General features: G+C 58.6%; 23 protein-coding genes. 15 read left to right on the forward strand and 8 right to left on the reverse strand.

What is annotated here, in order from left to right:
- Window positions 1-90 precede the first annotated feature (90 nt).
- The gene (locus tag ABH899_RS24185) at window positions 91-462 is read left to right on the forward strand and encodes a hypothetical protein (protein ID WP_218228154.1); all 372 of its coding nucleotides are present in this window, start codon (window positions 91-93) and stop codon (window positions 460-462) included.
- Window positions 463-594: 132 nt separating this feature from the next.
- On the opposite strand, the gene ABH899_RS24190 is transcribed toward ABH899_RS24185, so the two are convergent.
- Window positions 595-948 carry a hypothetical protein gene (locus ABH899_RS24190; RefSeq protein WP_218228155.1) on the reverse strand — a complete coding sequence of 118 codons (354 nt, stop codon included), beginning with the start codon at window positions 946-948 and terminating at the stop codon, window positions 595-597.
- Between the two features lie 199 nt (window positions 949-1,147).
- Here ABH899_RS24190 and ABH899_RS24195 point away from each other — a divergent pair, with 199 nt between their 5' ends.
- The 3 genes from ABH899_RS24195 to ABH899_RS24205 are packed head-to-tail and all read left to right on the forward strand — an operon-like array spanning window position 1,148 to window position 3,684.
- The gene (locus ABH899_RS24195) at window positions 1,148-2,374 is read left to right on the forward strand and encodes a glycosyltransferase family 4 protein (protein ID WP_218228156.1); all 1,227 of its coding nucleotides are present in this window, start codon (window positions 1,148-1,150) and stop codon (window positions 2,372-2,374) included.
- Window positions 2,375-2,405: 31 nt separating this feature from the next.
- Window positions 2,406-2,588 (forward strand): hypothetical protein, encoded by a 183-nt coding sequence (locus ABH899_RS24200; protein ID WP_009676939.1) that lies wholly within the window; start codon window positions 2,406-2,408, stop codon window positions 2,586-2,588.
- Window positions 2,589-2,643: 55 nt separating this feature from the next.
- A complete protein-coding gene (locus ABH899_RS24205) occupies window positions 2,644-3,684 on the forward strand; it encodes a glycosyltransferase family 4 protein (RefSeq protein ID WP_218228157.1) in 1,041 nt (346 codons plus the stop codon).
- Between the two features lie 216 nt (window positions 3,685-3,900).
- Here the strand turns inward: ABH899_RS24205 and ABH899_RS24210 are convergent, their stop codons facing one another.
- Complete coding sequence (locus ABH899_RS24210) at window positions 3,901-4,812, reverse strand: NAD-dependent epimerase/dehydratase family protein (protein ID WP_370001181.1); 912 nt, start codon at window positions 4,810-4,812, stop codon at window positions 3,901-3,903.
- A gap of 255 nt (window positions 4,813-5,067) precedes the next feature.
- Here ABH899_RS24210 and ABH899_RS24215 point away from each other — a divergent pair, with 255 nt between their 5' ends.
- Entirely contained in the window at window positions 5,068-6,300 is a 1,233-nt protein-coding gene (locus ABH899_RS24215) for a glycosyltransferase family 4 protein (RefSeq protein WP_218228159.1), read from the forward strand.
- A gap of 185 nt (window positions 6,301-6,485) precedes the next feature.
- Here ABH899_RS24215 and ABH899_RS24220 read toward each other — a convergent pair whose 3' ends face one another.
- Both ABH899_RS24220 and ABH899_RS24225 read right to left on the reverse strand, forming a co-directional pair.
- Window positions 6,486-6,950: a hypothetical protein gene (locus ABH899_RS24220; protein WP_218228160.1), complete on the reverse strand. Its 465-nt coding sequence runs from the start codon at window positions 6,948-6,950 to the stop codon at window positions 6,486-6,488.
- A 109-nt stretch (window positions 6,951-7,059) separates the two neighbouring features.
- Complete coding sequence (locus tag ABH899_RS24225; protein WP_218228161.1) at window positions 7,060-7,455, reverse strand: hypothetical protein; 396 nt, start codon at window positions 7,453-7,455, stop codon at window positions 7,060-7,062.
- A gap of 175 nt (window positions 7,456-7,630) precedes the next feature.
- Between ABH899_RS24225 and ABH899_RS24230 the strand changes: the two genes are divergently transcribed.
- The 7 genes from ABH899_RS24230 (at window position 7,631) to ABH899_RS24260 (ending at window position 12,543) form a co-directional block, all read left to right on the forward strand.
- Complete coding sequence (locus tag ABH899_RS24230; RefSeq protein ID WP_370001184.1) at window positions 7,631-8,260, forward strand: DUF1796 family putative cysteine peptidase; 630 nt, start codon at window positions 7,631-7,633, stop codon at window positions 8,258-8,260.
- A gap of 28 nt (window positions 8,261-8,288) precedes the next feature.
- Window positions 8,289-8,897, forward strand: coding sequence for a DUF1796 family putative cysteine peptidase (locus ABH899_RS24235; protein WP_218228163.1), 609 nt, complete (start codon window positions 8,289-8,291; stop codon window positions 8,895-8,897).
- A 240-nt stretch (window positions 8,898-9,137) separates the two neighbouring features.
- A complete protein-coding gene (locus ABH899_RS24240; protein WP_370001187.1) occupies window positions 9,138-9,965 on the forward strand; it encodes a glycosyltransferase family 2 protein in 828 nt (275 codons plus the stop codon).
- Window positions 9,946-11,208, forward strand: a complete 1,263-nt coding sequence (locus ABH899_RS24245; RefSeq protein WP_370001189.1) for a hypothetical protein — start codon at window positions 9,946-9,948, stop codon at window positions 11,206-11,208. Before ABH899_RS24240 ends, ABH899_RS24245 begins: the two co-directional genes overlap by 20 nt.
- A 136-nt stretch (window positions 11,209-11,344) precedes the next feature.
- Window positions 11,345-11,635, forward strand: a complete 291-nt coding sequence (locus tag ABH899_RS24250; RefSeq protein ID WP_218228166.1) for a hypothetical protein — start codon at window positions 11,345-11,347, stop codon at window positions 11,633-11,635.
- A 129-nt stretch (window positions 11,636-11,764) separates the two neighbouring features.
- Window positions 11,765-12,094, forward strand: a complete 330-nt coding sequence (locus ABH899_RS24255) for an alpha-helical endospore appendage domain-containing protein (RefSeq protein WP_009676935.1) — start codon at window positions 11,765-11,767, stop codon at window positions 12,092-12,094.
- Window positions 12,091-12,543, forward strand: coding sequence for a hypothetical protein (locus tag ABH899_RS24260; RefSeq protein ID WP_218228167.1), 453 nt, complete (start codon window positions 12,091-12,093; stop codon window positions 12,541-12,543). The genes ABH899_RS24255 and ABH899_RS24260 overlap by 4 nt, the downstream gene beginning before the upstream one ends.
- A gap of 204 nt (window positions 12,544-12,747) precedes the next feature.
- Here the strand turns inward: ABH899_RS24260 and ABH899_RS24265 are convergent, their stop codons facing one another.
- Window positions 12,748-13,731, reverse strand: coding sequence for a ketoacyl-ACP synthase III (locus ABH899_RS24265; RefSeq protein WP_218228168.1), 984 nt, complete (start codon window positions 13,729-13,731; stop codon window positions 12,748-12,750).
- Between the two features lie 264 nt (window positions 13,732-13,995).
- On the opposite strand from ABH899_RS24265, the gene ABH899_RS24270 reads away from it, so the two are divergent.
- Window positions 13,996-15,303: a purine/pyrimidine permease gene (locus tag ABH899_RS24270; RefSeq protein ID WP_370001192.1), complete on the forward strand. Its 1,308-nt coding sequence runs from the start codon at window positions 13,996-13,998 to the stop codon at window positions 15,301-15,303.
- 320 nt (window positions 15,304-15,623) lie between these two features.
- On the opposite strand, the gene ABH899_RS24275 is transcribed toward ABH899_RS24270, so the two are convergent.
- Together ABH899_RS24275 and ABH899_RS24280 are read right to left on the reverse strand one after the other, a co-directional pair.
- Window positions 15,624-17,372 (reverse strand): sensor histidine kinase, encoded by a 1,749-nt coding sequence (locus ABH899_RS24275; protein ID WP_370001194.1) that lies wholly within the window; start codon window positions 17,370-17,372, stop codon window positions 15,624-15,626.
- Window positions 17,369-18,127 (reverse strand): response regulator transcription factor, encoded by a 759-nt coding sequence (locus ABH899_RS24280; protein ID WP_370001196.1) that lies wholly within the window; start codon window positions 18,125-18,127, stop codon window positions 17,369-17,371. Before ABH899_RS24280 ends, ABH899_RS24275 begins: the two co-directional genes overlap by 4 nt.
- A 238-nt stretch (window positions 18,128-18,365) precedes the next feature.
- On the opposite strand from ABH899_RS24280, the gene ABH899_RS24285 reads away from it, so the two are divergent.
- Both ABH899_RS24285 and ABH899_RS24290 read left to right on the forward strand, forming a co-directional pair.
- Window positions 18,366-19,364 carry a M23 family metallopeptidase gene (locus ABH899_RS24285; RefSeq protein ID WP_370001198.1) on the forward strand — a complete coding sequence of 333 codons (999 nt, stop codon included), beginning with the start codon at window positions 18,366-18,368 and terminating at the stop codon, window positions 19,362-19,364.
- Between the two features lie 138 nt (window positions 19,365-19,502).
- The gene (locus ABH899_RS24290) at window positions 19,503-20,423 is read left to right on the forward strand and encodes an S-layer homology domain-containing protein (RefSeq protein ID WP_370001200.1); all 921 of its coding nucleotides are present in this window, start codon (window positions 19,503-19,505) and stop codon (window positions 20,421-20,423) included.
- 566 nt (window positions 20,424-20,989) lie between these two features.
- On the opposite strand, the gene glpX is transcribed toward ABH899_RS24290, so the two are convergent.
- A complete protein-coding gene (glpX, locus tag ABH899_RS24295) occupies window positions 20,990-21,964 on the reverse strand; it encodes a class II fructose-bisphosphatase (RefSeq protein WP_009675444.1) in 975 nt (324 codons plus the stop codon).
- Window positions 21,965-22,120: the final 156 nt, after the last annotated feature.

The following is a 22,120-nucleotide window of genomic DNA, read 5'->3' on the forward strand; positions in this document are numbered from 1 at the left end:
AAAAATTCGGACGGCCTCGTGGTCGTCCAATCTTTTTATATCAAAGAAGAATATACTGCTTGAGAGATTGACAGAGAGGGGGTGAAGAGAATGCCTTTTACAACAGGAATGCTTATTAATACGAGAGATTTCGGGACAGCCTCCGCTAATGCGGCCGTTACAATCAGCAATGAAGACGCGGTCAACGCAGCTCAAATTGTCGTTGAAATCTTTTATACGCTGAGCACGGGGGTTGCCAAGACGCCGCTCTTTTTACAGACGTACACGGTACCGCCGAAATTTGTGGATATCCGCACGTTTTTTATCTCCGGTGTTCTGGCTTATGAAGTCCAGATAGCCGTCGTCGCGCCTCAGCCGGGTCTCGTCGTAGCTTCCGTATTCGGTTTGGACACTTTCAACAATATCGTGCCTGCGCATCGTGTTCTTCAATCGGAGCTGACCCCTATTCCGGCGTTGGGATGAAGTCGGTTCGGGAAGTGACTCGAACGCTTGAAACAGACGTATCGGCAACTGCAAGCCGCTAAAGAAAACAACCCTAAAAGGCCGCTTCCGAAAGAAGGGCCTTTTTTTACGGGCAAATCCCGGCACTCCCAGTCAGAGCGGATCGATGACCGTCAATTCATTCGTCGTGAAGGTCGCGACAAGAACCCCTTCGTTTTTAGCGTACATAGTCATCGCCAGGGGATAAGGATTGGTCAGATTCGTGTGAATGTGAAGCGTAAAGGGCTGGTTGTGATTATATACCGTCGGCAGATGGGCAATCGAACCGGGCAGCGGAGCGGGATCGAGATGATAGAGCCCCAGGAGAAAACGGTTCTGGCCTTGATAGCCCTGTATAAGAACGTCGAAATGCCGCTGGGCGATGTTTTGAAAGACAAGATCGAAACACTGGATATAACGCGAGTCGTAAGGTCCGAACTCATAGGCGTCAAAAAGGTAAATGGACATGGTCACCTTCCCTTCCGTTCAATCCGGCATAGTTCAGTATATGAAATTGCCGCGCAGACGTATGGACACGTACACATTTTGAGCCCGGTGAGGCAAACGACCCGTGAAGGAGGAGAATAGCCGCATATAGTGTAGGGATAAAGGCATGCCGGTGCTGAACGCAGCTTTGTGAGTCTCGCGCAGAAAAGAGGGGACATTCTTGAAGATACTGCTTGCTACCTACTGGCGGTTACCGCATTTGGGCGGAGTATGGCCGCTTATGGTCAAAATGAAAGAAAAGCTGGAGGCGCTCGGCCACGAGGTCGATGTATTCGGCAACAGTGAAGATGAGAGTGTGTTTCATATGCCGTTCAGCGGCCGTGTTTTTCATAAAGAGGCGGTAAGGCCTTTTCTGGAAAAGAAAATAAGCCCCGAGCTGTATCCGGTCCTTCACTCCAGCTCCTGGCTTTCGCATTTTGAAATGAACACCTTGTGCATGGAGCTGGCCGCCGCCTATTTCGGGCTGGAGCAATATGACGTGATTCATACGCAGGACGTCCTGGCCACGCGTTCTTTCCGGCGGGTCAAATCACCCCGGACGGGACTCGTCGCCAGCCTGCACGGCTCGGTGGCCCACGAGATCAAGCTGCATCTGATGGAAAATAACGTCAACCTGGGGGAGTCGCTCATCTGGCGGTTCCAGTCGGCTATCGAGCATCTCGGCGCCACGAGCAGCGATATTACGATCGCCTCCTCCCAGTGGCTGAAACGCCTGCTGACCACGGAATACTCCGTTCCCGAGCATCAGGTCGAGGTGTTCCAGTACGGGTACGCTACGGGCGATTTCTATGCGCAGATGGAAAGCTCCGCTACCCCGATCTATAAGCCGCCGGGGAAAAAAGCCATTATTTTCACCGGCCGCCTCATCCCGATCAAGGGCGTGTCGCTGCTTATCGAAGCGGTCGGCCTGCTCCGGACGGTGCGGGACGATTTCGTCTGCTGGATCGTGGGAGAAGGCGACCTGGAGGCGGAGCTGAACCGGCAGTGTACGGAGCTGGGGCTGCTGGACACGGTCCAGTTTCTGGGCAGGCGGAGTGACGTGCCTTATCTGCTTGCCCAGTCCGACATCTTCGTGCAGCCGAGCTATGTAGACAATCAGCCGCTGTCGCTGATAGAAGCGCAGCTCGCAGGGAAGCCGTCGGTCGTCAGCGACGCCACGGGCGTACCCGAGATGGTCGAGCACGGCCGTACGGGGCTTATCTTCCCGTCGGGCAACAGCCAGCAGCTGTTCACCCACTTGTACACGCTGCTGGAGAACACGGCTATGCGGGAAGCGATGGGCAGGGAAGCCGGGCAGTGGGGGGCCGTCCACTGGTCCATGGATCTGATGGTTCAGCGGCTTCTCGATGTATACGGCAGGGCGATCGCCAAAGCCGCTCAAGCCTGATTTTCCCTGCGGGGCAGAAAGGAGAAGGAACATGAGCGAGAAAGTGTATGTGATGGGCGACCTGTACAATTCGCTTTTTTCCGTGCAAGTGTCTAACCCCGAGTATCTCGTCGATTACAAGCTGTGGAACCAGATCAGAGCCGGGCTCCCGGACAACTACCGGATGCCGGACCCGGTTATCCAGCATATTTTGAACAGCCACCCGAACGGGTAGGCGCCGGTTCGTAGAGAACCGGTGCAGCTGGCGTGTCCATGAAAGGAGGAAAAGCATGAGGCTGGTGTTTCCTATCCTCACCTTGAATTTCGGCGGGGCCCAGCGGATGCTGGCGGAAATTACGAACGGATTGGCGGACCGCGGTTATGACGTCACCATCGTGATGCCCGCTCATGCCGAAGTCAAGTTCGATATCCGGGCCCGGATTGTCCGAGGCCGTCACAGTATTACGCTGGACGCGGATGATATCCCGCCCGGAGACGTGGTGATCTCCAACTTCTACACGACCGTGCCCGCATGCGTGGAAGCGAGCGCGCGAGACCGGAGCGTTCATGCCCGGTTCAGTCTTTGCTACGAACCGACTTTTCTGCCGGACGATCATATTACGTTCCCCACCTATCATACGACGCCGCATCTTATCGTACTGTCCGAGTGGCAGCAGAAGCTGATCGAGCTCAATCACGGCATCCGCGGACATATCGTTCCGATCGGACTCGGACCGTTCATGCAAAATCTGAACCTCCGGGAATCCACCCCGCCCGCTGTCAAAATTTCCGCTGTCGTTCGCAATTCGGAAGGAGGAATTGCCTGGCACCGCGACCAGGATTATCTGGTCAGCCAGCTCGCGTTCGTCAAACACCATTATCCCGATACGGAAATCAATCTGATCTGCCCCCCCGACGAATTTCATACCGCACCGAGTCTGCAGCGCCTTCGCGATACGGGCAGTTTTCAATTCTGCCTGCCCAATAACGACGAGGAGCTGCGCTACCTCTACAACAAAACCGATATCTACGTCAGTTCTTCGCTCTACGATTCCGGTTCGCTGCCCGGTCTGGAGTCCATGAGATGCGGGGCGGCGCTCGTCACGACGTATTCGGGCGGGAATGCGGATTATGCGCGGCACGAGCGCAACTGCCTCCTTTCCTACCGGTACCAGAACCGGCTGGCGGCAGACATCGTCCGGCTGATCCACGATAAGGAGCTGCGGGCCCGTCTGGCTCTCCAGGGCCAGTATGATTCTTATCAATGGCCGTGGGCCAGAAGTGTGGATGCGTTCGCCCAAGCTATCCACGATATCTGGAACAGCCGCTGACTGTTTCGCAAAAAAGCAAGCCCCTGTATTCCGGATTATCCGGAATACAGGGGCTTTTTTTCGGGCAACGACGCGGTATCGGCACCGGACCGAGACGGCATGGCATGGCACCGGTACGTAGACCCGCGAGACACGGCAGGAACCGGTACGGGAACGACGCGGCATGGCGCAGGCACGGCGTCGGCTTCCGTCCGGTGCCTGCAAACCGCAGCCGGCTTAAGGCAGGAACGCGGCGCAGGTTTCCCGCAGCCCGTCGGCGATGCGGTACCGGGGGCTCCAGCCCAGCTCTTCCCGTACCCGGCGGTTGTCCAGACAGCTGTGCCGGATATCGCCGGGCCGGGCTTCGCCGAACAGGACCGGAACAGGCGCTGACCGGGTCTCGCGGATGAGCTCGGCCAGCTGCCGGATGGTCGTACTCCGGCCCGTGCTGACATGGTAGAGCCCGCAGCCCGTAGATGCGGCGACCGCCAGATTGGCCTCCACCACGTCCCGGACATAGACGAAGTCCCGGGTCTGCCCGCCGTCTCCGTGAATCGTGATGGGCTGCCCCAGGCGCAGCTGCTGCAGGAACACGGCGACTACGCCGCCCTCCCCTTTGGGCGTCTGCCTCGGGCCGTACACGTTTCCGTACCGGAGAATCGTATAAGGCAGTCCGTACAGCTTGTGAAAAATCCGGATATACCCTTCCGCCGCAAGCTTCGACTGACCGTAGTACGAAATGGGCGCGGCCGGGATATCCTCCGTTAATTTTTCGTACACGCTGTCGCCGTACACCCCGGACGTCGAAGCGAAGACGAACCGCCGCACAGCCGACTTCCGGCAAGCATCAAGGAGCGACACCGTTCCGGTAATGTTGACCTGCGCATCAAAAGCCGGATCGGCTATGGATCTCTGAACGTCGGCTTGAGCGGCCAGATGGAACACGACTTCGGGGCGGATACGTTCGACAAGCTCGTGAAGCTCCGGGCTGTTTAGTTCCAGGACATGAAGAACGGCTTGGCCGGGCACCCATTCGGCCCTTCCGCTCGACAAGTTGTCGAGCACATGGACTTCATGGCCCCCGTCCGCGAGCGCTTGCGCCAAGTGGGAGCCGATAAAGCCCGCCCCTCCGGTGACTAAGGCTTTCATAACGCACCTCTTTTCTCTATGCTTGTATCCTCCATATGGTATGAAAGCAGGGGGGCGAAGGTCCGGGCGCAAGCGGACGAATCGGCCGGTCCGCCACGTTTTCGCCGCCTTTTTTATAGGATAGAGGCCGCTCTCCATGTCAATCCCGTTATCCCGTCCATATGATAAAAGAAGATGCTTGTTCTCCGCGCAAACGGTGCGGGCTGCAGGGACGCCGGTAAAGAAGGAAACAGAGGCGAAACGGGGGGAAGGCTCTTGAAAATATTGCTCGCGACCTATTGGCCGATTCCCCATATCGGCGGGGTATGGCCGTTCATGCTTCAGCTCAAGAACCGGCTGGAAAACTGGGGGCATCAGGTCGATCTGATGGGAAACGGACCCGACGAACCCAAATATTACATCTACGGAACCGGCCAAAAGGTGATGAAAGACGATCTGATGCACATGCTTCAGGCAAAATTAAACCGGAACACGCTGCCGGTCCTTCATCAGGATCCGCTCGTGCGCCGGGTGGAAATGGACCGCTACTGCATGGAATTGGCCGCAGCTTCGTTCGGACTTCAGCAGTACGACGTCATCCATGCCCAGGACGTGATTGCCTCGCTCGCATTAAACCGGGTAAGGCCCCCAAGCACCGGTCTGGTGGCCAGCCTTCACGGATCTCTGGCAAGGGAGATCAAAATCTTGCTGGACGAGGACGGCAGATTGGATTCCGAGACGCTGCGGCCGCTTGCGCACCTTTATTACCGCACGCTCGAATATCACGGCGCTATGGCGGCGGATAAGGCGGTAACGGCCTCCAACTGGCTGAAAAACGTCCTCTCCCGGGAATACGGCGTACCCGCCGGGCATATCGAAGTATCGCCCTACGGATTCGATATGGAGCCGTTCGCGCGCAAGCTCGCCGCCGGTACGCCTATGGTCCGTCCGGAAGGGAAAAAACTGATTGTGTGCCCGGCGCGTCTGGAAACGATCAAGGGCATTCACTTTCTGATCGCTGCCCTGGACAAATTGAAACAAAGACGCTCCGACTGGCACTGCTGGCTGGTCGGCGACGGCGACAAACGCGATGAGCTGATCGCTCAGGTGAGGACTGCCGGGCTTGAGGGCGTTGTCCAGTTCCTCGGGCACCGGGAAGATGTGCCGGCCATCCTGGCGCTCTCGGATATCTTTGTGCACCCGAGCGTCCAGGATAACCAGCCCTTTGCCGTCATGGAAGCGCAGACGGCAGGCAAGCCGGCCGTCGTCTCCAATGCGGGCGGGCTGCCGGAAATGGTCGCGCACGGCGAGACGGGGTTTGTCTCTATGGTAGGGGACACCGATACGCTGGCCTACCACCTGGAGCTGCTGCTTGCGGACGACGAACTCCGGTTGAAGATGGGCGAAGCCGCCCGTTTATCGGGCTGTGAGCGCTGGTCCCTGGACCGGATGACGGAGCATTTCGTAAAGGCCTATCTGGCGGCCGGACACAGCCGGGGACGATTTTAGCGGAAGCGGGTAATCACCCATTGTCTCCGACAACGCCGATAAACGCCGATAACGAAGAAAAATTCCAGTAAACGCCAAAAAAACCTCGCATTAGATGTGAGGTTTTTTTGTTTGAGCCGCAGCGCTAGATACAAAAAAAGGCAGACAGGATAGCATCCCGTCTGCCTTTGCCGCAAAAGATCCCGTTACGGAGCGATAACGAATGCCCCGAAGTGAACGGGTCCGCGAATCGATATGCTGCCCAGTCCGCGAACGGCAACGGTCAAGAAGTAGGACTGCGATCCGGCCGGAACGACCGAAGCTTGAATCGAATGCTGGAACGAAACCGTCAAAATGTTGTCCGTGATGGTCGTCAGAACGCCGGTACCGATCAGAGCCGAATCGTCCGTCTCGTAAATGACAGTTCCCGTCGGGCTGCCTACACGGATTCTGACCTGCAGAACCGGGAGCAGCGGAGTGAGGAGAAGAAGGTCGGGCTGCCAGCCGATCGTTCCCTCGAAACGGAGAAGATTGGTAGTCGCCGCAGGCGTCAGGTTAATCGTGGCGATTTCGAGCTCGACGCCGCCCAGCAGCGGATTCGTCACCGGAAAAGGCAGGGAACCTCCGCCTATGAGAGCATCATTAGTCTGATAGTCCAAAATGGTAGCCATGGTATGTCATCCCCTTCTGAAAAAATTATACTTGCAAGATTAGTAAATTCACTCACCGACTCTTTCGAAACGGACAAGTAGCCCGGTAAAAACAACCAATTCACGGGAGTCAGTCCTCTTCAAGAACAAATCCCTCGAACACAATCGGGCCTTCGATCAGCGCTTTGCCTCCGGGCGAACGCACGGTCAGGTAATAAACCGCGATTTCGGCCGCGCCCCCTTCGTCTTCCCCTTCCATCTTGGCCGTCCCCCCGCGGAAGCGCGAATCTTCGCTGCTCTCGACAACAGGTCCGCCCGGATGGTCGCGGCGTATTTTGATTTCCAGCTCACCGATGTCGTAAGTGACGGGGTTGCTCCAGGCGATGCTCACCTTAAAAAGAATCCGGATGCCCGGCGTAATTCCGTACAAATAGAGGGGGCACAGGAACACTTCCTGATCGCCCGCTTGAAGCGGCAGCGCATGGGTATGCGGATCTATTTCCACCTTCTGATAGTACTTGTACATGACGTTTACCTCCGTGTCCCGGATGCTCGCAGCTCACATCCTTTCTAACAGAGTATGCCGGGACGCGGCGGGGGATTGGATGTGCGCGTCCATTTTTCCGGGCAAGGACGGGGGTCCACGCTGAACGTCCCCTTCGCGCATTGTATACAAGAGGATGCCAAAAGGAGGGAGTACGATGCGTTTACAAGACTTGGCGGGGAGCTACGACTCCGTATTCAGCCTTGGACAAAACTGCCTGCCGGCGATTCAAATGGAAAAGCACGGCCTGCGTTCTTCCGCAGGGGTGCTGGATTGGATGATGTCGGATTCGCTCGCGGACGTGAACCGGCTGCTGGGCAGACGGTTTGACGGATTCATGGAGCTTGCCCATATGAGCGTGGTGGAGCCGGTTACCCTTCAGCCGAATTATCAGGTGAAGGATTCCGCATACGGCGTCATATCCGTCCACGATTTCCCGGTGAACCGGAATTCGCCGGAACAGCTTTTCACCTACGGAGAATTCAAGGAAAAGCTGAACCGCCGGATTAACCGGTTTTTAAAAAAATTAAGCGAGGAAAAGCGGATCCTGTTCATTCGCATGCATGGAACGTACGAGGAGACGGCCGAACTGGAGCAAGTGCTGAACGGGCTTGTCGCGCATGAATATAAGATCCTGCTGGTGGAATATGAACAGGTACCGGGCCTGGTCGAGCTAGACTGGCCGCTGCGGCATACGTGCGCCGTCCAGGTTCCCTATGCGGATATCTGGAATTTTAACAGCGACCGCTGGTGGGATACTTTTTTTGCCGATATCAGCTTGAAATAAGGCGCGGTAGAAGGGAGACGTGGCGTCCATGGATTTAAGCGGGATAGCCGGAAAATACGATTTGATTTACAGCTTGGGAGAGAATTGTACCCCTTCCATTCAGTTGAAAAGAATGAACCTGCGTTCGTTTTCGGGTGTATTCGACTGGATGATATCCGAATTGGAAGACATAAGCGGGGTACTGGAAAACAGATTCCAAGGCTTTATGGAGCTCCCCAATCTGAAAGCGATCGGGGTCGATTACGCAGGCGGCAATTTTCTGGTTAAAGATAGAAAATCCCGGATTATTTCAGCTCATGATTTTCCGCAAAATCAAAATCATATTTTCCATCTGGCTTCATATCCGGAATTCAGGAGCAAGCTTGACCGCCGCATCTACCGGACCTTGCATTACCTGACGTACGGTAAGCGGCTGCTGTTTGTCCGCACGAACGCGTCTTACGAGGAGGCGCGGGAGCTGGAGCGGGTGCTGAACGGGCTGGTGAATTACGATTACCGGGTATTGTTGATCAATCACAGCAACACCGACGGCATCACAGACCTGCAGTGGCCCCTCCCCCGGACGTGCGCGGTCGGCTGCTACAGCATCAACCCGGATTGCTGGGATACGCTTTTCAAAGACGTCAGCCTGGGCTGAACCCGGGGACCGGCGGTCCCTACAGAGCCGTCCGCTCTCAGGGGGTTGTGCCGGCAGTTCGCTGCCGGTCCTGCACGGCAGGTGTTCAGGCTCTTTTCAAAGGGCATGGCCCCGCCTACTCCTGCGGAAAAGACAGCCCTTTTTTTTGCGAGTCTCCACATCCGCCCTCCCGATCCGGCGACCCGGCCCATACGATATGACAGAAGATGCCGCAGAGAAGGGGACGGAGGTGAGCGGCAGGTGAAGAAGAGACGGAAGACAACGCCTGCGCAAAGCAGGGGCGGAAGAAGCCTGCACACGTACCGCAACGATCCCGCTCCGAAAGTGTCCGTGGTGATTCCGGTCTATAACGAGCGGCGGTCTCTTGCGGCTGTCATAAGGGAAGCGTACCGCGTTCATCCGAGCGTGGAGGTAATAGCCGTAGTAAACGGCTCTACGGACGGTTCCCGCCGTATCGTGGAGAAAATGGGGCCGAGGATGATCGCGTTCGATACGGCGCTCGGCCATGATGTCGGCAGGGCCGTCGGAGCGCGGGCGGCCCGAGGCGATATTGTGCTTTTTACGGATGGGGATATCGTGATTCCCGCCGCAAAGCTCTCGGCTTTCGTCAAAGCCGTGGAGAACGGGGCCGATGTGGCCATGAACACCTACATCGGCCCGGTCAAGCGCGACAGCGTCCACCGCGTTATCCTTGCCAAGCATGCGCTGACCGCCATGCTGGACCGGCCGGACCTGGCGGGAACGTCGCTGACGACGATTCCGCACGCGTTAAGCCGCAGGGCGATAAGCGAGATCGGGGCGGAGGCGCTCGCCGTCCCGCCCAAGGCGCTTGCGCTTGCGCTGCGTAAGCGGCTGAACGTCAAGGCCGCGGTATATGCGGCCGTGGGAGCCAAGAATCCCAGGAGGAGAAAAAGCGCCGGAAGGGATCCCGTGGGGGATCTGATCCTAGGCGATCACCTGGAAGCGCTGCATGCCTGGATCGAGGCCGCGGCGTTTTCGGAAGGGGCGGCCGAGCCTCTCCGGACAGAGACAGGGAAGGAGGGAGCGGATGAAGCGGCTGGCGACTAAGAAGAAGCCGTCCGGCACAGCGAGAGGGCAGAAGCCGCGAAACCGGATGCGGACCCGCAGCGGAAGTTCTGGGAAAACCGGCGCGAAGGCAAAAGCGGGAACGTCCCTGAAGGGACGGCGGATTGCCGAGCTTGCGGCAGCCGGACGGAGACTGGGGGGGCTGCTGGCCGCAGGCTTACCGGTCCGGTCCGCTTCCGTAGACGGAGACGAAGCGGGCTCCTGCCGGACGGACGAAGCGGCGGCGCGCAGACAGATGAACGATCTCTGGGCCCGCCACGGCGGAGTGCTGAGCGGTCTGAATCCCGCGGGACCGGAATATGCGGCTGCCGCGTCGGCTTTTGCGCAGGGCTATTGCGAGAGAGCGGGGCTGCCGGACAAGGGCTGGTTTCCGTTTCCTTCGGATCAGCGGGTTTCCGCCGTCATTCTTTTACACGGCGCGGGACCGGAAGCCTTCGCTGTGCAGGATTCGCCCTTGCTGAGACTGCTCGGGGAGCTGGAGAGGCTGGCTCTGCACGAGGTAATTATCGCTTCGCGTGACGAGGCGGTTACCCCGCAGCTGGTTCAATCGTTTGCGGCCCCGCGCCTTGGAGCGGAAGTGAAGCTTGTTGGCGCGGGAGGCGTGTCCGCCGGGATCGCATCCGGGGGCGGAGAAGAAAGGCCGGCGGCAGCGGAAGCGGCGGAAGGCGATATCCTGGTGTTCCTGGATGCGTCCGTGTCTTCTGCGGCGGAGGAAATAGCGGCGCTTGCCGGTGTGATCGCCAGAGGGAGCGATGCCGCCTTGTGCGGCGTTTCCGCGGAGCTGCCTCTCTTTCACAAGCGCCCGCCCGAAGTCGTGGCGAAGCAGTTCGTCAACTACGCGCTGGGCCGACGGGATTTGCAGGCGGACAGCTTGACCGTGCTGCCCCACGCTCTGTCCCGTCAGGCGGTGACGAAGCTCGGCGCGGAGCTTGCCCATCCCGCCAGGGCGCATGGAGCCGCTCTGATCGAAGGCCTCGCGGTTTCTTCCGTGCGGCTTTCCGGAGGGGATACGCGGGCCGCGAGGGGCGTCCGGCCTTTCGCCTGGCTGGACCGGAGCCGGGCGTCCGACCACCTGGAAGCGCTCGGACTCGCCATGGAAAGGCTCGGTCCGCGGCTTTTCTATCCGGACAACTGGCGCCGCCGGGGTTACGCTGCGGGTGCGGACTCCCCGGGTATAGCGGAGGAGCCGTCCGTTTCGGGAGATTCTTCACGGGAAAGCATCTGAGCGGGAATTAAGGAAGCGGGGTCCGCCGAGTCCGGTCCGACTGCAAGCGCCGTCGCTTGTCCGCGGACACCGGCGGTTCTCCGTGCATATACTTTTGAATAAAGAAATTCGGATGGTACAGGAAAGGAGGTACGGGATGGAGCGCGAAAAAGACACGCTGGTGCGGCATATTTCCAGATCCCATCTGGAGCTCGCCAAAATTCTTCACTATAAAAGCGAGGTAGCCGCGCATATGGCGGGATTGATCGGTCAAATTCCGGATAAGAACCCGGCGTTTGCGGATATCGAAACGCTTATGAACCAATCGGTTAACGTCACACGGAATGTGACGAGTTACTTGTCCTCGCTCGCGGATCTGGAGGAAGCGCTGGCGACCAACCTCGGGCTCGCCGTGAAGGAATTGGAAAGCCGCGAAGAGAACGAATAGCCTCCGGAAGACGGGAGCCGTAAGCTGAAAGACGGACGTCGGAAGTATGCCGAAAGCCGAAGCATAAAGAGGCGGAGGGCGGATACGGCAGAGTACGCAAGGCATGAAAAAGAAAGGCGGGCGGAGCTTGTGAGCAGGGAAGTCTCCTATGTACGGATTCTCCAGTCCGTGGCGCAAATGCAGGTGAGTATCGCGTCGATACTGGAAGCGAAGGCGGCGGAAGCCGAGAAATCGAAAGCGTGGATATGCAGTCATCTGACGGCGCAGCAGTTTGCCACGCATCAGGATCAAGTGCAGCAGCCGCTGGAAGTTCACGACGGTTTGATCGAGCTGATCGAGGCGATGACGAGAATGGAACAGTCGCTTGGCAAGCATCTGCAGATTGTAATCGGGGAACAGGAAAATCAGGGCGGTGGTATGGGCGATTACTCCGATTTGCTCGGAGGCGGAAACAAATGAACCCGCGCCTGACGGAGGATGCCTGGAAGCTCGAGATGCTGCAGGCTCTGGCCCGCAGCCAGCGGGCAATGATGCGCGTAACCGAGGCGGCGGCCGCACTGCCGGGAGCCGCTGTGCCGGACGCGGACTCCTCTTGCGGAGAAGCGGCTACGGCGGGCGTCAATCAGCCCGCCGATCTGCTGCTTCAGCCGGGGGAGTTTCCCGGCGGCCGGCGGCCCGATTCCGCGGCCAGCGGGCTTCTTCAGACGCTGGCCGCCTATCATTTCGTGCTGCAGCGCAAAATCGACCTGCTGCTGCAGCCGCGCCGCCGCCGGTCGAAGACCGCCGCGGAGCCGTGGCTGAACACGCGGCAGCGGGTCCGGTCGGGCACGCGGGCGCTTGTCTGCCCCGGCGCGGAAGAGCCCGGGGGAAACGCTGAAGGAGCGGCGGCTTCCGCGCCGGCCGGTTGAGCCCGGCGGGAGCGGGAGCCGCCGCTTGCGTCGGCATAGCGCGCCGGTGTGAGCGGGAAAGCGGGGGCAAGAGCAGGAGCCAGCGGACGCGCAAGCAAAAGCGCTAGAGCTTGAGCTGGTGCGGAAGCGGGCGCTGCGCCGGTCTGACGGCAGATGAGGATGAAGAAGGGGCAGATGCGGCAGATGCGGCAGGCAGCGGGTTTCTCATCCCCAGCGCACGAGCAGTCCGCCATGTACCAGTCCGCCGCCGAAGCCATAAAGAAGCAGCAGATCGCCCGGTTTGATTTTGCCTTCTTTCAACCCCATATGAAGCGACAGCGGAATGGTGGCCGCCGAGGTATTGCCGTAATACTCCAGGCTGTACAGCGTTTTCTCGACAGGGAAATCCATGCGCTCGCAGACGGATTCGATAATGCGCAGATTAGCGCTGTGCGGGATAAACCAGTCTACCTCGGACATCGCCATACCGGCCGAATCCAGCAGTGCGCTTACCCCCTTGGGGACCGTGCCGGCGGCGAATTTGTACACTTCCCGGCCGTTTTGGACAAGCTTCCCGGCACCCTCCAAGATCTTCTCCCCGAGACGGTCCGCCAGTCCGGATCGGTACAAATGCACGCCGCCCGTACCGTCCGATCCCAGATGGTGCCCAAGGAAAGCGCCGGGAGCCCCGCCCTCCGCAGCTTCAACGAGAGCGGCCCCCGCACCGTCGCCGAGCAGAATGCACGTGGTACGGTCCGTATAGTCGGTAATGGCCGACATGTGATCGGCGCCGAGCACGAGAATTTTGCGGTGCAGGCCCGCCGTAATAAAAGCGTTCGCCGTATGAAGCGCGTAAACGAAGCCCGCGCAGGTCGCGTTCAGGTCGAGAGCGCCCGTGGACGGGATGCCGAAGTGCGCCTGTACGAGACAGGATACCGTCGGAAAAGGAAGATCCGGCGTATTGGTCGCCGTCAGGATCAGATCCACATCCTCCAGAGAAACCCCATATTCGGCGATCATGTTATCGATGGCGGAGATGCACATGTGACTCGTGTATTCTCCGGGAGCGGCAATCCGTCTTTCCCGCATGCCGGTTCTCTGGACGATCCATTCGTCGTTCGTTTCCACCAGGCGCTCCAAGTCGGAGTTCGTCAATCTTTTCTCGGGAACATAGCTGCCGACCGCGGCAATTCGTGCTTTCGAGTTCATCCGATCACCTCATCAATCTATAGTAGTTGATATTAGTACCAGGTACTAAAATTAATGTACACTAAAAAAGACCCCTCTGTCAATCGGCTAACTTCCCGTGAAATTTCTATTTCAAATACGGACGGACTCGTCTATGACCCGGCAAAAAGTTTTTTTCCGATTTCTTGCCAAACTTTGTCCGGGTGGGATATGATTATTTTTTTAACATACCTTAAGACTGTAAAGATTTGTTTATAGTCGAGCCCGACAAGGAGTCTTGTTCCGATGAAATTGTTTTTTTCTACGATTCAGTGGCTGGCCTTTATTCTGGCCGGGAGCCTGGTCGCTCCGCTTGCCGTAGGCAATGCGCTGCACCTGCCGCCCGCGGATATCGCGACGTTTATGCAGCGGACTTTTCTGCTGATCGGCGTCTCCGCCCTGCTGCAAACGCTTTTTGGCCACAAACTGCCGATGATGGAAGGCCCCGCCGGCCTGTGGTGGGGTATTTTCGTTGTGTACGCGGGCCTGATCTCTTCGGGTGCCCTGGCGCTCGCGGACGGTCTTCGCCAGCTTGAAATGGGCATGCTTTTGACGGGGGCGCTGTTCCTGCTGCTCGGTGCCTTGGGGTGGATCGGAAAAATCCGCAAGCTGTTCACGCCTCTCGTTACAGGCACGTACCTGCTGATTCTGGTCGCCCAGCTCAGCGGCTCTTTTATGAAAGGACTGCTTGGAATCGGCTACCTGCAGGATGCCGTGGATTCTCGGGTTGCCCTGCCGGCTTTCGCCGTGCTTCTGCTTTCGATGCTCCTGCCGCGGACCCGCAGCCGCTTTCTCCGGAATTACTCGATTCTGCTTTCGCTGCTGACGGGCTGGGTCCTGTTTATGCTGCTGGGTATCGCGCCGGACGTGCCGGCTTCGGATGCGGCGTTCGCCCTGCCGGGAATTTTCGAGTGGGGACTTCCCCAGTGGGATGCGGGCATTCTGCCGACGTCCGTCCTGATCGGTCTGCTGCTGCTCGCGAACCTCATTGCAAGCATTCAGGTCGTGGAAAAAGTATCCGGCGACAAAAACGCGGCCGCAGCCCCCGTGAACTACAACCGCACCAGCCTGATGATGGGCGTCTCGACGGCGCTCGGAGGCTTGTTTTCCGCGATGGGCTGCGTGCCGATTTCCGGAACCGCGGGTTTCATCCTGACGACGGGGCTGGTTCAGCGGCTGCCGTTTGTGCTGGCCTCCGCCGGCATGGTGCTGATCAGCCTGTTCCCGCCGGTCACGGCCATTTTCACTTCCCTTCCGATGCCGGTAGGCTATGCGGTCATCTTCGTGCCGTTCGCTTCGATGATCGGCCTCGCGCTGCGCGAATATCATTCGCTCAAGGGCGGCGACCGCGATTATTTTATTATCGGGGTGTCGCTTATGATCGGCATCGGCAGCTTGTTCGTTCCCGCTTCGGCGATTGCCCAGCTTCCGGGTCTGGTCCGCACAGTAGCCAACAACGGGCTTGTGCTGGGTATGCTCGTCTGTATCGTCCTGGAGCAGTTTTTTCTGTACCGGGAACGTTCCGCACGTAAAAAAGACGCCACCGCGATATAAGCCGTACGTATGTACAAAAGCCTCTGACAGACCGATGCGTTGTATGCGCATCTCCTTTGTCAGAGGCTTTTTTTGTTTGCCGCGCGGCAGGGGCGGTTGCGCAGCGGCGTCAACGGCTGCGGCTCGCGCGGCCTGCTCGCCTGCGCACCATCGCCGACGCGTGAGCCGCAGGCATGTCGCCCCGGGGCCCTTGGCGTGGCGCCCGACGGACACTCCCGCAGCGGCGCAGTCCTGCGCTGCCGGCCCGCTCGCGTCGCCCAGCTGCGCCACCCGCCTGCGCCGCTGTCGCGGCCCCGCGGCTTTAGCCGTGACTGCCGCTCCTACAGCGTCACCGTTACGGCCGTCCCCCGTCCCGGCTCGCTTTCCGCCGCAATGGAGCCGCCGAGTCGCAAAGCCAGCTGCCTGGCGATCGCCATGCCGAGGCCGGTCCCGCGGGTGGTGCCTTCCGTGTTCGTCCCGCGGTAATAGCGGTCGAACAGCTTGCCCAGTGTCTGCTTATCCATGCCGACTCCGTTATCTTCGACTCGAAGGGTGAACCCTCCTGGCGAAGAAGCGCCTCCCTCCGGCGCTTCCCGAAGGATTACCCGGATCTGCGTGGACGGAGGGTTATGGCGGACGGCATTGGCAACGAGGTTGTCGAGGATGCGACGGAGCGCCTGCCGGTCAACGGAACGGACAAGCGCTTCTTTTTCCGGCTCGAACGACACGTTGGCGTGGGCGAACTCCGCATCGTTCACAACCCCCAGAATGCAGCGGCGCACGAATTCGTTGAGTTCGGTTTGTTCCGCGGCCTGGGGCCTCTCGCCGTTGCTGAGACGGAAAGTCAGACTGAGATCGCCGATCAGCTCATCCATAAAATCCGCCTTATCTTTGATGATAGCCGCAAATTCCCGGATTTCCCGTTCCGTCCACGTGTAGTGGGGCGTTTCGAGCATATGGGCATACCCCTTGATGGAAGCCAGAGGTGTCTTTAAATCGTGCGAGATGCCGGAGATCCACTCGTCCCGCGTCCGCTCCAGATGCTCGCGGGCTTCCTCGGCGGAGCTTAAAGCGTCGGACAGATGCTCCATTGACTGCATCACATCGCCGTAAAGGCGGTAGCGCCGCTTCAGGCGCCCGTCCCTGCGCCGGCTCCCCGATCTTCCTTTCGCCGCGCCCGGCTCCGTATATTCACCCCGGCTGAGCCGGTGCAGCCAAGCGAGGATATGCACGATCGGCGTGCCGAAGCGGTGACCGTACCAGAACGCCGCTCCGACGAGCAGCACAAGCAGCCCGGCGGCCAGGCCGACGAATGCCGTGAGCATGACCTGCGCTTCCGTAGCCGGGAAGACGTTCTGCTCCGCGCCGCGCGCGGGGGCATGGACGATCCAGGTGCGGCCGTCCTCCAGGCTGCGAGAAGCGGAGGCGAACCCGTAACGCTCGCTGTATTGGCGGCGGAGCGCCAGATCCTGCAGCGTATAGACCGCGGGGATCGAATCCGGCCGGTTGTACGAAGCGAGCTCCTTGCCGCTGCGGTCGAGAAGCTGGAGAACGGCGCCGGATCGGTCCAGCCGCTCCCGGATGGAAGCGGGTATCTCCGGCTGCTTGTCTCCGGGCGGACCTGCGGCGAGAATCTCGTCCAGCAGAACGTTTTCGACGCTGCGTTTTCCGTAGAGCAGCGTATAGGTCCGGCCGTCTTTTTCTTCGATCCAGAGAAAAAGAGAATAAGGGAACGGCTTATTTCCCGTCCAGTAATCGATAAATTGCCCGGGCTCGTACTGTGCCGGAACGTCGGCAGGCGTCCCGTAGGACTGGATAACCGCCCCGGTTTCGTCCACCGCCTGCAGCCAGCCGCCGAACCGGAGCGTTTTGTCCAGCAGAGCCTCGTCGAAGATCAGCTTCCCGTTCTCTGTCCGGACCGATTGGACGAGCATGGACATGCCGGCTTTGCTGAAATCACGGTTCATTTCGAGCTTCGCCATGCCGGTGAGCATGTAGGCGACGGCTCCGCCGATCAGCAGCAGAATAAAACCGCTCACAGTGACAAGCTGGATGACAAAACGGAGAATCAGCCGTTTTCGGACCGTCACGGTACGCGTACCTCCTGCGGGGCCGCCGGGCGTACAAGCTTGTAGCCGAGTCCGCGCACAGTCACGAGAAAGCGGGGATCGCCGGGATTTTCCTCGATTCTTTCGCGTATGCGGTGAATATGCACCATCACGGTATTGTCGTCCCCGTAGCTGTCCGTTCCCCATACCTGCTCATACAGCTGCTGCTTGCTGAAAATCCGGTTCGGATGACGGCACAGAAACACTAGCAGTTGGAACACGAGCGCCGGACACGGCAGGCTTTGATCCTGCACCCGGAGTTCCCCGGCCTGCACATGAACTTGGAAACGTCCGTAGTCATAGTGTTCGGGAGTTTCTTCCGCCGACGAATAGGCAGCTCTCGGACCCCCGGTTTCCGGCGCGGTTCGGACATTTCGTCTCAGGCGGGCTTTGACGCGTGCCGCTACTTCCAGAGGGTTGAACGGCTTCGTCACATAATCGTCTCCCCCCAGGGCGAAACCGGTCAGTTTATCGAGATCCGAGCCCCTGGCGGTCAGAAAAAGAATCGGCGCATCCGTTTCGGCCCGCAGCAGGGGGCAAATATCGAAACCGCTTTTTCCGGGGAGCATGACATCCAGAACAATCAGATCATACGTCTGCCGCTTGCAGGCCTCCAGAGCCTCCTCGGCGGTTGAGACGGTATTAATCCGCGTAAAACCTTCTTTGGCAAGAACTTTCTCCAGCATATGCAAGAGAGCCGGTTCGTCGTCGACGATCAACAGCCGGGCTTCTTTCATACAAAACCGCTCCTTTATTCCAATCTTGTTCCCATCATATCACGATCGGGTGAACCCGTCTGAAACAACACCTTAACGGAACCTTAACGAACGAGGAAGAGGAAGGTTTTGAAAATAAGCTTCCGGTAATGCGGCATTTCGGCTGAGGTAATGTCCGCATGGTACGCTAAACGTGCCGGAGCAGACAGACGAGACAGAGGCTCCGAGTTCTTAAAAAAATCGTAAAGGAGAGGGAGAAATGAAACGAACAACGACGATCTGGGGGATGGCAGCGGTACTGCTGCTGCTTCCGGGACTTGCCGGCTGCGGCGGGACGGAGCCTTCCTCGGCCGTTTCACCTGCGCCCCTGGCAGCTTCGCCGGAAGCGGAGAAAGAGGCGAAGTTTGAGCCGGATAACCTTGCGGCCCTATTTTTGCAGGGGAAAATCAAAGAGATTTACAGCCGCTTCAGCCCTGAATTCAAGAAAGACGTGAGTCTGGAGCAGTTAAGCGAACTGGCCGGGGACTTCAATAAAGACGTCCGCGCGTATAAGCTTCAGAGCAAATTGCCTCTCGGGGAGGGGGATCGTTACGTATGGACGGACGAGTCCGGGCAAAAAGGGCTGACGGCCGCTATCGACGGCAAGGGGATCATCCGGGGGCTTCAATTCGTGCCTCTCAAGACGTATCCGGCTTCGGACGAAGCATTCAGCCGCACGGAATTTTCCCTTCCTTTCCGGGGGGAGTGGACCGTGTTCTGGGGCGGAACGAACGTGCTTCTGAATTACCATTACGAGCATGAATCCCAGCGGTACGCCTACGACCTTGTGCAAATCAAGGGAACTTCCAGCTACACGGGCGATCCGGGCAAGCTGGAGAGTTACTATGCGTACAACCAGGAAGTGACGGCTCCGGCTCCCGGAATCGTGAAGGCGGTGGAGAACGGCAAACCGGATAACGAAATCGGCAAGACCGACGAGAACAATCCCGCCGGCAATCACGTGGTCATCGATCACGGGAACGGAGAGTATAGCTTTCTGGCCCATTTCAAAAAAGGCACGATCACGGTAAAACCCGGGGACAAAATCGAACGGGGCCAGCTTCTAGGGCGTGTCGGTAACTCAGGCAATACGAGCGAGCCCCACATCCATTTTCACGTTGCGGACGGAGCGGATTTGTCCGGGTCGAAGTCGGTCCGCATCCGTTTCGAGGGGGGAGCCGCGCCCAAGCAGGGCGACGTTATAAAGGGAGTCCGTTAAGAGCCGGATGTCCTCCATTCTTTTTGTCGAAAGCCGCTCCTTTATCTATAGAAGGAATTTATGAAATCGGTTAAAATAGGTAAAAGAGATGCAACATATCGCATGAACGGCTCGTCAGAAAGAGTGGAGGTGAACATTATGAAAAAAATGACGAATATCGTCCTGTTGGCCTCGTTGCTCGTGTTCTCGCTCGGTTCCTCGGCCTTCGCGTTTTCCGATTTGAAGGGCAGTCCCGATGAGGCGGCCATTCAATCTCTGCAAGAGAAAGGAATCGTTGAAGGAATGGACGGCGACCGATTTGCACCGAATACATCGATGACGGCGGCTCAGGGCGTACAATTGATCGTTAAAGCACTTGATTTGAATCTGGGAAAAATCCGTTTCGTCCGCGCGCCCAAAGCGAGCGACAGCTTCACGAAAGCCAAGGATGACGTCTGGTATTCAGATTCGTTCATCATTGCCGCTATGAACAGTCTTCCGATCGGCCGGGATATCGATCCCCAGCAGACGCTGACACGGGAGCAGTTTGCCGAATGGCTTCATGCCGCGGTGGAGAAAACAGGTCCTTATCCGGTTGTGAACATGTTCGTGAACATCGCGGATCAGGCAGAAGTAACGCCAGGCAGCATGAACGCGATTCAGGTTCTGCTCCTGACCAAGATCGCCAAGCTGGACGATGCGTCGAAATTCAATCCGAAGAAGCCCGTTACCCGCGGCGAAGCGGCTGTAATGGCTTATAACGCGATGGAATTCGTCGCCAAGCACAGCAAAGCGGAGGATCTTGCGACAGCTCCTTCCGAGGAAGAAGGGGTCAAGGTCATCGTGGAGAAACAGAGCGATGAGCTTAACAAGGTAACGCTCTCCCGCGGTCTTCAGCCTAACCCGGGCTACAGCATTACCATTGACCGGGTTGACTACGTGTCGGATTCGGAAGCCGTAGCCTACTACACGCTGCGCAAGCCCGACCCGGACAAAATGTATCCGGCCGTCATGACCGAAGCGAAAGCTTCCGTCACGGTCAAAGCCGGTTATAAGGTAACGGCTAAGCCGTCGAAGTAAACGGCCGCGGCATAAAGTCCCGCAGGTCCGGCAGAAGGGGAGTGAAGCTCCTCCGCTGTTTCGGACTTAGGGCGATGCCTGGCATCCCGAACACCTCCCTGAAATCGGATTCCGCGATTTCAGGGAGGTGTTCGGCGTTTATAAGCAGGGCGTGGCCAGCGGCGGCAGTAGACGATAATAGAAAGGCCGCTTGGGCGGAAGCTGCGGCGGTTCTATGACGGATGAGAAACGGGGATTGTTTTCGCCTGGATCGAACAAGAAAAACGGCCGATTTTTTCGCCGGCAGCAGCCGGACACATCAAAAAGGACGCGGATCATCAGATCGCGTCCTTTTTTGATGTTTATTGGTGCAAGGGAGGGGCGTTCCTGTCAGGAGTAGAGGGATTGCACCGGCCACCGGGAATCGGAGAGAGAGCAATCGTCAAGCTTCCCGTATCGTTGTTTCGCATCCGGTGCCGCTGCCGGGCATCCTCGCCTGGAGAGTCGTACGTCAGCCGGGAGCGAAAGTGGAAACCTGCAACCCGAAACCCGTAGCCCGTAGCCCGTAGCCCGAAACCCGTTTAAACCTAGCCCACCACCGCCACGGCCACCGGCTTGCTCGGCAGATGGTGAATCGAGCGGACGTACCGGATCGTCCGCGTTTTCGCGCGCATGACGATGGAGTGCGTCTCGGCCCGCTCCGCGGAGAGAAAACGCACGCCGCCCAGGAAATCGCCCGGCGTAATGCCCGTTGCGGCGAAGATGACATCGTCGTCGCCGATCATATCCGGCAGGCGCAGCAGCTTCGCCGGATCGTCGATGCCCATCGCGCGGCAGCGCGCCGCGTCTTCTTCGCCGGACGGCATGAGGCGGCCCTGTAGCTCGCCGCCCAGACAGTGCAGCGCGGCCGCGGCCAGCACGCCTTCCGGCGCACCGCCGGAGCCGATGTAGAGATCGACGCCGGATTCCGGGAACGCCGGCGCCATCGCCCCGGCCACATCGCCGTCGCTGAGCAGCTTGAGCCGGACGCCGACGCGGCGTAGCACGGCAATATGCTCCGCATGGCGTTCGCGGTCGAGAATTGACACCGTCAGATCGGCGATGTTCTTGTCGAGCAGGCGGGCCGCCGATCGCAGCGTCTTCTCCAGCGGCTCGTCCAGGCTCAGCTTTCCGCAGAGCGCGGGTCCGACGGCCAGCTTCTCCATATACATGTCGGGCGCGTGCAGGAGTTTGCCTTTATCTGCGGCCGCGATAACCGCGAGGGCATTGTTGAGCGCCTTGGAAACGAGCTCCGTACCTTCCACGGGGTCTACGGCAATGTCGACTTCCGGTCCGTCCCCGCTGCCTACGCTCTCCCCGATATAGAGCATGGGCGCCTCGTCCATCTCGCCTTCGCCGATCACGACGGTTCCTTTCATGGAAACGGAACGAAACGACTCCCTCATAGCGGCGGTTGCGGCGCCGTCCGCCTCGTTTTTATCCCCGCGTCCCATCCAGCGGGCGGCCGCAAGAGCGGCGGCTTCCGTCACACGTACGATTTCCAAAGACAGTTCTCTCTGCATCTTCTGTTTTCCCTCCACATGTTTAATGTGACTCATATTTGAATTTATGTGTTGTACTATATAATAATATATGATATAAAATAAGTGAAATCAATCCTTGTTTGAGGATTATTTTGAAATGTGCAGCCCAAATGCTGCATGTTATGCACATGATGG

This window comes from Paenibacillus sp. RC84, assembly GCF_041260495.1.
Classification (GTDB): domain Bacteria; phylum Bacillota; class Bacilli; order Paenibacillales; family NBRC-103111; genus Paenibacillus_F.